We start from the raw sequence: 10,500 nt of genomic DNA on the forward strand, positions 1-10,500 counted from the left end.
GGAACCTTGCCAATTCATTGAGGCTCATCCGCCCGGCAGCGCCGTGATCAACTCCAGCAGCCCCTCCTCGTCCAGCAGGTCGGCGGGCCGGACCGTGACCCCGTCCCGCACGTAGAAGAACGCCGCCCCGACCTGCCCCAGCGGCACGCCGCGCAGCTCGGCCCAGGCCAGCCGGTACGCCGCCAGCTGCACCGCCGCCGCGGTCGCGTCGCTGCCACCGGGCCGCCCACCCGTCTTCCAGTCGACGACGTCGTACCGCCCGTCCTGGTACCGGTACACAGCGTCCATCCGCCCCCGCACCACGACCCCGGCGACGACGGACGCGAACGGCACCTCCACGTCGTACGGCACCCGGTCGGCCCACTCGCTCACCAGGAACCGCGCCTGAAGATCGGCAAGCGCCTCGTCCGGCGCGGCCCCCTCGTCGGCGGCCCCCGGCAGCTCGTCGATGTCGATCAGCCGCTCGGCGTTGAACCGCTGCTCCAGCCAGTGGTGGAAGGCGGTGCCCCGGCGCGCGTACGGGTCCGGCCGCGCCGGCAACGGCCGCCGTAACGCCCGCGCGAGCCGCTGCGGGTCCCGCCGGAGCGCCACGAGTTGCGAGACGGAGAGATGCCCGGGCAGCGACACCTCGACGACCCCGTCCTGCCGCGGCGCGAGCCGGGCCCGCTCCGCGAGCAGCAGGTCGGCCTCGGCCGCCCACCGCCGCCCGGCCGCATCCCGCACGACGACCGCCGCCCACCGCCGGGCCGTCCCACCACGGCCCGCGCCGCCCCCGACTTCGCCACCGCCGACCGCACCGCCGTCGCCTGCGCTCTCACCTGCGCCCTCGTCCGCGCCCTCGCCCGCGACCTCGCCCGCCTCGTCCGCGCCCGCACGGGCCGGTCTGGCTTCCGCGCCTTGCTCGCCCTCGCCTGATCCCGCGGCTGCGGCTGCCGCGCCTTCGCGGGCCGCTCCCTCCACCACGCGAGCCGGTCCAGCTTCCGCTCCTTGCTCCCACTCGCCCGCCCCGCCCGTGCCGTCGTCCACGCGAGCCGGACCGACCTCCGCTCCCCGCTCGCCGTCGCCCGATCCCGCGACTGCGACTGCCACGCCTTCCGCGGCCGGCCCCTCGCCCGCGCCGACGGGCGCGCCCTTGTCAACCTCTTCGGGCGCCTCCCCCGCCAACAGGTCGGCGGCGGCCGCTCGGACCATGGCCGCGGCCGACTCCAGCAGCGGGCGACGGGGGCCGAGCGGGTCGGCCGGCCAGCTCGCGCTCGGGATGTCCGCGGCCGTAGGGTTCTGCGCGTCCTGGCCCGGCTGCGCCGCCCAGGCGTCGACCACCCCGGCCCCGGCCAGGCACCGCTCGCGGATCTCCTCCAGGAACACCGACGGGCCCCGGGAGCGCTTCACGCCCTCGCCCCACCAGTACCCACTGGCCAGCAGCAGCCGGCGGGGCCGCGTCACGGCGACGTAGGCGAGGCGGCGCTCCTCGCGCACGTCATGATCGCGCCAGTCGCGGTTGAACGTCTCCAGCCGCGAGACCACGCCCTTGATGTCCGCGATACCGGAAAGGTCCAGAGTCGGCAGGCCGGCGTGGTCGCCCCGCAGCGGGAACGGCAGGACGCCCAGGCCGCGCAGCCAGTGGTCGCCGGCGTTCGACGCGCCCGGGAACACGTCGGCGGTCAGGCCGGCCACCGCCACCACGTCCCACTCGAGCCCCTTCGCCGCGTGGGCGGTGAGGATCTGCACGGCGCCCTCGACGACCTCGACCTCGCCCGGTGCCAGGCCACGCTCCTCGTTCTCGGCGGCGGCCAGGAACGCGAGGAACGCGCTGAGCGTCGCGCCTTCCGACTCCGAAGCGAACCGCGCCGCGATGTTGCTGAACGCGTCGAGGTGCCCGCGGGCCAGGCCCGCGTCGCCAGGGCGGGCCGCGACCTCGACGTCGAGGCCGATCACCCGCTCGATGTCGGCCACCAGGTCGGGCAGCGGCTGGTCGAGCCGGCGGCGCAGCCGGCGCAGCTCGGCGCCGAGGCCGGTGAAGCGGCGGTGCCCCTCGGCGGAGTACTGCTCGGGGTCGCCCGGGGCGTCCAGCGCCTCGACCAGCACGGCCTCGTCGAGCCGGTCGGCGAGGGCGGGCTCGTCCTCCGGGCCGGCCCGGCGCTCGGCGGCGATGCGGCGGGCCCGGCGGTACAGCGCGACGAGGTCCCGCGGGCCGATCCGCCACCGCGGGCCGGTCAGGATGCGCAGGAGGGCGGCGCCCTCGGCCGGGTCGGCGAGGACCCGCATGGTGCTCACCACGTCGCGGACCTCGGGCGTGTCGAGCAGCCCGCCCAGGCCGACGACCTCCACCGGCAGCCCGCGCGAGCGCAGCGCACTCTCCAGGGCGGGGATCTGCGCGCGGGTGCGGACCAGGATCGCGGTCGACGGGCGGTCCTCGACGGGGATGTCGTAGGGGAACGTGTCCGGATCGACCTTCGCCGCGAGCCGCCACGACGCCAGGACCCGGTCCGCGATCCACGCGGCCTCCTCGGCGAACGTGTCGAGGAGCGCACAGTGGACGGTGGCGGTCGACGCGGGCTCGGCGAGCCGGTCGGCCGGCGCCAGCTCCTGGACCCGCGCGCCGTGCGCCCGCAGCGGCCGGGACAGCGTGTTGGCGACGTCGAGGATCTCCGGCCGGTTGCGCCAGCTCGTGGTCAGCGACAGCTCGGGCGCCGGCCGGTCGGGCGCGACCGGGAACTCCTGCGGGAACCGGTCGAGGGTGCCGGCCGACGCGCCCCGCCAGCCGTAGATCGACTGGCAGGGGTCGCCGACCGCGGTGACCGGGTGCCCGTCGCCGAACAGCGCGCGCAGCAGCACCACCTGGGCGTGGCTGGTGTCCTGATACTCGTCGAGGAGCACCACCCGGAACCGGTCGCGCTCGACCGCCCCCACCTCGGGATGGGCCCGCGCCACCGTGGCCGCCCGGGCGAGCTGATCGCCGAAGTCCATGGCTTCCAGCAGGGCTTTGCGTTCCTGGTACTGCCGGATCAGCGGCAACAGCTGCAGCCGCGCCTGCTGGCGGGCCAGCACGTCGCGCACCGGCTTGGCCATCTTGCCCGTCTTGCCGCCGACCTCGGCGAAGAACCGCCCGGTCCAGGCGGCCACGTCGGCCGGCTCGCGAAGATGCTCGGCGAGGTCGCCGGCGAGGTGCAGCACGGCGTCGACGACCGTCGACGGGGCCGAGGACACGGCGGTCATGTCGCCGTCATAGGACCGGACCACCGCGTCGGCCAGCTGCCAGCACGCGGCCTCGGTGAGCAGCCGGGTCGACGGCTCATACCCGGCGCGCACCCCGTGCTCGCGAACGACCCGCGCGGCATACGAGTGATACGTGGCCACGGTCGGCTCGCCGGCGATGAGGTCGTCCCGGCCGAGCCGGCGGACGAGCTGACCGAGCCGCTGCCGGATGCGGTGGGACAGCTCGCCGGCCGCCTTGCGGGTGAAGGTGAGGCCGAGGATCTGCTCCGGCCGCACGTGCCCGTTGGCGACCAGCCAGACCACCCGGGCGGCCATCGTCTCGGTCTTGCCCGACCCCGCCCCGGCCACCACGAGCAGCGGCCGCACGGGAGCGGCGATGACCGCGGCCTGCTGGATCGTCGGCGCCGGCAACCGCAGCAGCTTGGCCAGCTCGACGGGCGCGTAGCTGGGGGGTGGGCCCGTCATGCGCCCGGGCCCGTCACGTGGCGGCCCTTGCCGGAGACCGGGCAGGACGTCTTCACCGGGCACACGCGGCACTTGTTGTTGACCACGGCGTTGAAGGTCGACGCCGCCATCGTCTTGGCCGTGCGCTGGACCAGCGCGCGGGCCCAGTCGGGGTCGGCGGCCTCGGCGAGCGGCGGCTGGACCTGCTCGCGGGCCGTGTTGGTCTCGCCGCCGAGCTGCACCAGCGAGGCACCGCCGGCGATCGTCGACTCCTCGAAGGCGCCCAGCTCGATCGCCGCCTGGTAGGCCGCGAGCTGCGGGTGCTCGGCCAGGTTGGCGTTGGCGGGGATGGTCTTGCCGGTCTTCAGGTCGACGACCACCAGCCGGCCCTGCTCGTCGAGCTCCAGCCGGTCGACCCGGCCCTTGATCTCGACCGGCGCCTCGGGGTCGGCCAACTCGACGAGGAAGTCCTGCTCGATCGAGACCAGCCGGCGCGGGTTGCCGGCCAGCCAGCCGATCAGCTTGTCGAGCATGTGCTCGGCCCGGTCGCGCTCGCGGCCGGCGAGCCAGCGCGCGGACAGCTCGATCGCGTCGAATCGGTCGGCGACATACGCCACCAACTGTGCCCGGTCGGCCGTCGCGTCGGAGGCGAGCATCGCCGCCGCGTGGACCAGGTTGCCGATCGACTGCTCGGGCGACGGGGTGAGCGCGCCGCCGTGGCGCTCCAGCAGCCAGCGCAGGCTGCACCGGTCGACGCTCTCCACGGTCGACGGCGTGACCTGCACCGCCTCGCCGGGGTCGACCAGCGGGCGGTCGTCGGAGAGCGCCGGCAGGCCCCACCAGCTGGCGGGGTCGGCGCCCGGCACGCCCTCGGCGGCCAGCCGGGCGAGCACCGCGGCGGCGGCCGCCCGCTCGGCGTCGGTGGCGTCGAGGTCGACGAGCGCGACCCGCAGCTCGGCGACCAGGGTCGGCAGCGTCAGCGCCCGCGGCGTCTCGAACGTCACCTGCCCGTCGAGCTCGGCGTCGCTCGACAGCTCGGTGAGGAACCGGCTGGGCTGCTCCTCGCCGTCGCCGGACGCGACCGCGGTGACGAGCACCTGCTCCCGGGCCCGGGTGACGGCGACGTAGAAGAGGCGGCGCTCCTCGTCGAGCATCGCGGCGAGCCGGCCCGTCGTCTCCATCGTGCGGCCGGCGAGGACCTCGACCAGCAGCTCCGAGCCGAGCACGCTGCCGCGCAGCCGCAGGTCGGGCCAGACGCCCTCCTGCGCGCCGGCGACGGCGACGACGTCCCACTCCAGGCCCTTGGCGGCGTGGGCGGTGAGGATGCGCACGGCGTCGCCCCGGTCGGCGGACGGGGCGAGCGAGTCGGCCGGCAGGTCCTGCCCCTCGACGTGGTCGAGGAAGACCGCGGTGCCGGCGCCCGGCAGCCGGTCGGTGAACCGGGCCGCCGCGTCGAACAGCGACACGACCGCGTCGAGGTCGCGGTCGGCCGCGGCGCCGCGGTGGCCGCCCCGGGCGCTGACCGCCGACCAGCGGTCGGCCAGGCCGCTGGCGTGCCAGACGGCCCACAGCACCTCCTCGGCGGTGGCGCCGGGCCGGGCCGCGGCGCCGCGCGCCTCCTGCAGCAGGCGGGCCACGGCGCGGGCCGGCGTCGCCCAGCGCCGCTCCACCATGGCCAGCTCGGCCGGGTCGCGCAGCGCGCGCACCAGCAGCACCCCGGACGGGCGCCGGTCGCCGGCGGCGAGCGCGAGGGCGCGGAGCCCCTGGCGGAGCCGCCGCTCGGCCAGCGGGTCGGCGCCGCCGAGCGGCGAGTGCAGCAGGGCGACCGCGGCGTCCTCGTCGAGGCGGGCGTCGTCAAGCGCGCAGCGCAGGAGCAGCAGCAGCGGCGCGATCGCCGGCTGGAGGTGCAGCGGCAGGTCCTCGGCCTCGGTCACGGTCGGCACGCCGGCCGAGTGCAGGGCCCGCTGGAGCGGCGCGAGCTGGCGGGCGGTGGACCGCACGATCACGGCCATGCGCGACCACGGCACGCCGCGCAGCAGGTGCGCCTCGCGCAACCGGTGCGAGAGGAACGCCGCCTCCGAGGTCTCCGACGGGAACGTGCGGGTCTCGACGCTGCCCCCGGGGTGCGCCGCCTCCAGCCGCCGGTGCCGCGACGGGCCGCGCAGGCGGGCCGCCACCCGCTGGGTCGCCGCCAGCAGGCCCGCACCGATCCGCCGCGAGTGCGGCAGCGTCACCTGCGGCGCCGGGCCGCCCGAGGGCGTCGGGAAGCGGTCCGGGAAGTCGCCGACGATCGTCGGGTCGGCGCCCCGGAACGCGAACGTCGACGAGTCTGGGTCCGCGAACGCCACCAGGTGGGCGCCGCTGCCGGCGATGAGCTCCAGCAGCTCGATCTGGGCCGGGTCGGTGTCGGGCAGCTCGTCGACATACACGAACGAGAGCCGCCGCCGCTCGGCCGCCAGCCGCTCGGGCTCGTCGGCGAGCAGGCCGGACGCGGCGCGCACCAGCTCGGCGTAGTCATAGGCCACCGAGCCCCGCGTGGTCGCGTCGCGCAGCGCGAGCACCTGGAGATATTCGTCGAAGAACCGCGCGGCGGCGGCCCAGTCGGCGCGCCGGTGGATCCGGGCCAGCTCCGCCAGGCCGGACGGCGGAACGCCCCGCTCGACGGCGCGCAGCAGCAGGTCGCGCAGCTCGGTGGCGAAGGCCCGGGTGGCCAGCGCCCCCTTGAGCGACTCGGGCCAGGGCGCGGGCGACTCGGCCAGCAGCTCGCGGATCACCAGGTCCTGCTCGGGGCCGGTGAGCAGGCGCGGCGACGGCTCGCCCCGCTCCACCGCGGCCCGGCGCAGCAGCCCGAACGCATAGCCGTGGAACGTGCGCACCATCGGCTCGGCCGTGGTGCGCAGCCCGCTGGACCGGCCCAGCCGGGCCTCGATCCGGTCGCGCAGGCGCACCGCGCCGCGGCGGCCGAACGTGAGCACCAGGATCCGCTCCGGGTCGACGCCCTCGCCCACCCGCGCGGCCACCGCCTCGACCAGCGTGCTGGTCTTGCCCGTGCCGGGGCCGCCGATCACCAGCAGCGGGCCGGTGGTGTGCTCGACCACCAGCCGCTGCCACGGATCGGCGCCGACCGGGACAGCCTTGACGAGGGGCCGGCGCACGAGCCGATAGGCACGGCGGGACCCCGCTGGGGAAGCTGTCGCGGTCACGCCGCTATGGAATCACGACCGACCGACAAAACCGCTCAGCCGCCGCCCAGCAGTGACGCCTCGAGCAGATCCAGTGACTCGGTGATGTCACGCGAGACCATCAGCATGCTGAGCGCCTCCCGCCGGACGAACTCCTGCGCGACCAGCGAGCGCAGCCAGTCGATCAGGCCGCCGTAGAAGCCCTCGGCGTCGAGCAGCAGCAGTGGCTTGCGGTGCAGGTCGAGCGTGGCCGTCGTCCACACCTCGAAGAGCTCGTCGAGGGTGCCGAGGCCGCCGGGCAGCGTGATGAACGCGTCGGCCTTCTGGATCATGAGCGTCTTGCGCGATGCCATGCCGTCGGTCACGACCAGCTCGTCGGACTTGGTGTCGGCGACCTCCAGGTCGACGAGCAGCTGGGGGATCACGCCGATCGTGCGGCCGCCGCCGGCCCGGGCGCCGTCCGCCACGGCGCCCATCATGCCGACGCAGCCGCCGCCGGAGACCAGCTCGTGGCCCCGCCGCCCGATCTCGACGCCCAGGTCGTGGGCGAGGTCGAGCCAGCGGCCGTCGAGCCGCTGCGACGACGCGCAGAACACGCCGATCGACGCCATCAGCCGCTGCCCGTCTCGCGGGCCAGCCGCCGTGCCGACGCCGCCTGGATGTCGTCGAAGTGCTCCCCGGCATCGACGATGTGCTGCACCGCCGCATCGACGTCGTCCGTCACGAGCATGAGTTGCAGGTCCTCCGGACCGATCTTCCCGTCCGGCTGCATCGTGTCGCGCATCCAGTCCAGCAGCCCCTGCCAGTACGACTTCCCCATCAGCACCACGGGGAACCGGGTCACCTTGCGGGTCTGGACCAGCGTGACGGCCTCGAAGAGCTCGTCGAGCGTGCCGAAGCCGCCGGGCAGCACGACGAACGCCTGCGCGTACTTGACGAACATCGTCTTGCGCGCGAAGAAGTACCGGAAGTCGATGCCGATGTCGACCCACTCGTTGAGCCCCTGCTCGAACGGCAGCTCGATGCCGAGGCCGATCGACAGGCCGCCCGCCTCCGCGCAGCCCTTGTTCGCGGCCTCCATGACGCCGGGGCCGCCGCCGGTGATGACCGCGTAGCCGGCCCGCGCGAGCGCCGCGCCGAGCGCCTCGCCCAGCTTCCACTCGGGGCTGTCGGGCTTGCTGCGCGCGGATCCGAACACGCTGACCGCGGGCGGAAGGTCGGCGAGCGTGTCGAAGCCCTCGACGAACTCGCTGAGGATGCGCAGCGCCCGCCACGCGTCCTTGGTCTTCCACTCATGACGCAGGTGGGAGTCGAGCAGCCGCTGGTCGGCAGTACTCGGCGGAATCGCGTCACGCCGCAGCGTCACCATTCCGCGATGCCGCTCCCGAGGCTGGTTGCTCTTGGCGTCGGTCATGCCCGATACGGTACGTGGATCTCATGAGACGGGACGGACCAGCCCGGTGAACTCGTGATAGCAATGCATTCATGGCGCGGGGGCGGCTGGTGATCATTGCGGCGATCGGCGCGGTGCTCGTCACGATTTCGATGGTTGTGTACTGGCTGAGCTCGCCCTCTCCGGCACAGCCGCCCGCACCCGTGCCGTCGTCGCCGTCGCCGTCCCCGTCGGACTCGCCGTCTCCCACGCCCACGCCGTCAGCGTCGCCGTCGGCATCGCCGTCCCCGACGCCGATCGTGGTGCCGGCCCGCGGCAGCGGCACGTTCTCCTACGCGACGACCGGCGCGGATCGGGTGGGCGACCGCGGCCACCTGGTGCGGTACATCGTGGCGACCGAGAACGGCTCCGGCATCGACCCGGAGACGTTCGCCGCGGCGGTCCACGCCACGCTGGCCGAGCCGCGGAGCTGGATCGCCGGCGGGCAGTTCTCGTTCCAGCGGGTGCCGGCCGGCACGCCGAGCGAGCTGACCGTGCACCTCGCCACCCCGTCGACCACCGACACCATGTGCGGCAAGCGCGGCGTCCGCACCCGGGGCGAGGTCTCGTGCCGCGGCGGCCGCGACGTGATCATCAACCTGAAGCGCTGGCTGCTGGGCGTGGCGTGGTACCCGCAGCTGGAGGACTACCGGGACATGGTGGTCAACCACGAGGTCGGTCACTTCCTCGGCAACGGCCACGTCGTCTGCCCCCGCAAGGGCGCCCCGGCCCCGGTGATGGCGCGGCAGACGTTCGGGCTGGAGGGCTGCGCGGTCAACCCCTGGCCGTACCCGGACGGGAAGACGCTCGCCACGGGACCCCGGGCACCGCGCTGACGCCCCGGGGCGGACCGGTCGAACGTCGCGGTTCGGTAAGAATCAGGTGCAGACGGCAACGTTTCCCCCCGCCGCCGCGTCGTACCCGGTATACCGGGGTGCAACGTGTGGGGGGGGGGACCACGATGACGCGAACCGAGCACGATCGCCGCAAGCGGCAGATGAACCGGCGGATCCGTGAAGTGCTGGCAGTCCGGCGGATGATGGCCAGCCTGCCGGACACGCCAGCAACAGAGGATCCTCAGCGGTAGTCCGGGATCAGCCCGTCAACCAGCGACGCACGACCGCGGCACTCTCGCGGATCTTGTCGATCTCGACGTGCTCGTCCTGCTTGTGGGCCAGGTTGGGGTCGCCCGGGCCGAAGTTCAGGCCCGGGATGCCCAGCGTGGCGAACCGGGCCACGTCGGTCCAGCCCAGCTTGGCCCTGGGCGGCTGGCCGGTCGCGGCCAGGAACTCCCGCGCCGACGGCACGTCGAGGCCCGGCAGGGCGCCCGGTGCCGAGTCGACGACCTCGACGTCGAAGCCGTCGAGCACCTCGCGGACGTGGTCCGCCGCGTCCTGCTCCGAGCGGTCGGGGGCGAAGCGGAAGTTGACCTCGACGACGCACTCGTCGGGGATGACGTTGCCGGCGACGCCGCCGCTGATCCGCACGGCGTTGAGCCCCTCGTGGAACTCGCAGCCGTCGATGGTGACCAGGCGCTCTCGGTACTGCTGCAGCCGCGAAAGGATCGGCGCGGCCTTGTGGATGGCGTTGTCGCCCAGCCAGGACCGCGCGGAGTGGGCGCGCTTGCCGCTGGTGCGCGCGAGCACCCGCAGCGTTCCCTGGCAGCCGGCCTCGACCAGGCCGTAGGTGGGCTCCAGGAGTACCGCGAAACTCGCGTCCGTCAGCAGCTGCGGGTGGCTGTCGGCCAGGATGCGCAGGCCGTTCAGCGCCGAGTCGACCTCTTCGTTGTCGTAGAAGACGTAGGTCACGTCGTGGCGGGGCTCGGCCTCGGTCACCGCGAGGTGCAGGGCGATCGCGGTGCCGGACTTCATGTCCGACGTGCCGCAGCCGTGCATGATGTTCCCGTCCACTGTGGATGGCCAGTTGTCGTGCAGCGGCACGGTGTCGAGGTGCCCGGCGAGCACGACGCGCTGCGGCCGGCCGAGCTCGGTGCGCGCGACGATCGTGTTGCCGAAGCGCTCGATCTTGAGCCGCGTCGGGAGCACCTCCTCGACCCGGTCGGCGATCTCCGCCTCGTTGCCGGACACCGACTGGATGTCGACGAGGGCGCGGGTCAGGGCGACAGGATCGGCGAGCACATCACGGGTGAGCATGGTCTAGACACTAGACTGGGTCCAGAGCCGACAGGCCGCGACCAGATCAGAAGGCCGGGTCCAGAGCCGACAG

General features: G+C 74.5%; 6 protein-coding genes. 1 reads left to right on the plus strand and 5 read right to left on the minus strand.

All coding sequences use genetic code 11. From position 1 onward, the window contains the following. Positions 1 to 24: 24 nt before the first annotated feature. From ABZS66_RS33525 to ABZS66_RS33540, 4 genes are all read right to left on the minus strand, one after another. A complete protein-coding gene (locus tag ABZS66_RS33525; protein WP_354764766.1) occupies positions 25 to 3,681 on the minus strand; it encodes a UvrD-helicase domain-containing protein in 3,657 nt (1,218 codons plus the stop codon). Continuing rightward, a complete protein-coding gene (locus tag ABZS66_RS33530; RefSeq protein WP_354764768.1) occupies positions 3,678 to 6,815 on the minus strand; it encodes an ATP-dependent DNA helicase in 3,138 nt (1,045 codons plus the stop codon). Before ABZS66_RS33530 ends, ABZS66_RS33525 begins: the two co-directional genes overlap by 4 nt. Before the next feature lie 83 nt (positions 6,816 to 6,898). Next, positions 6,899 to 7,453, minus strand: coding sequence for a TIGR00730 family Rossman fold protein (locus ABZS66_RS33535; RefSeq protein WP_354764770.1), 555 nt, complete (start codon positions 7,451 to 7,453; stop codon positions 6,899 to 6,901). Then, on the minus strand, positions 7,453 to 8,256 hold the full coding sequence (locus tag ABZS66_RS33540; protein WP_354764772.1) for a TIGR00730 family Rossman fold protein: 804 nt from the start codon (positions 8,254 to 8,256) through the stop codon (positions 7,453 to 7,455). Before ABZS66_RS33540 ends, ABZS66_RS33535 begins: the two co-directional genes overlap by 1 nt. 71 nt (positions 8,257 to 8,327) lie before the next feature. Between ABZS66_RS33540 and ABZS66_RS33545 the strand changes: the two genes are divergently transcribed. Further along, positions 8,328 to 9,110, plus strand: a complete 783-nt coding sequence (locus ABZS66_RS33545; RefSeq protein WP_354764774.1) for a DUF3152 domain-containing protein — start codon at positions 8,328 to 8,330, stop codon at positions 9,108 to 9,110. A gap of 258 nt (positions 9,111 to 9,368) precedes the next feature. On the opposite strand, the gene dapE is transcribed toward ABZS66_RS33545, so the two are convergent. After that, positions 9,369 to 10,427, minus strand: coding sequence for a succinyl-diaminopimelate desuccinylase (gene dapE, locus ABZS66_RS33550; RefSeq protein ID WP_354764776.1), 1,059 nt, complete (start codon positions 10,425 to 10,427; stop codon positions 9,369 to 9,371). Between the last annotated feature and the right edge of the window lie 73 nt (positions 10,428 to 10,500).

Source organism: Dactylosporangium sp. NPDC005572 (assembly GCF_040605515.1).
GTDB lineage: Bacteria > Actinomycetota > Actinomycetes > Mycobacteriales > Micromonosporaceae > Dactylosporangium.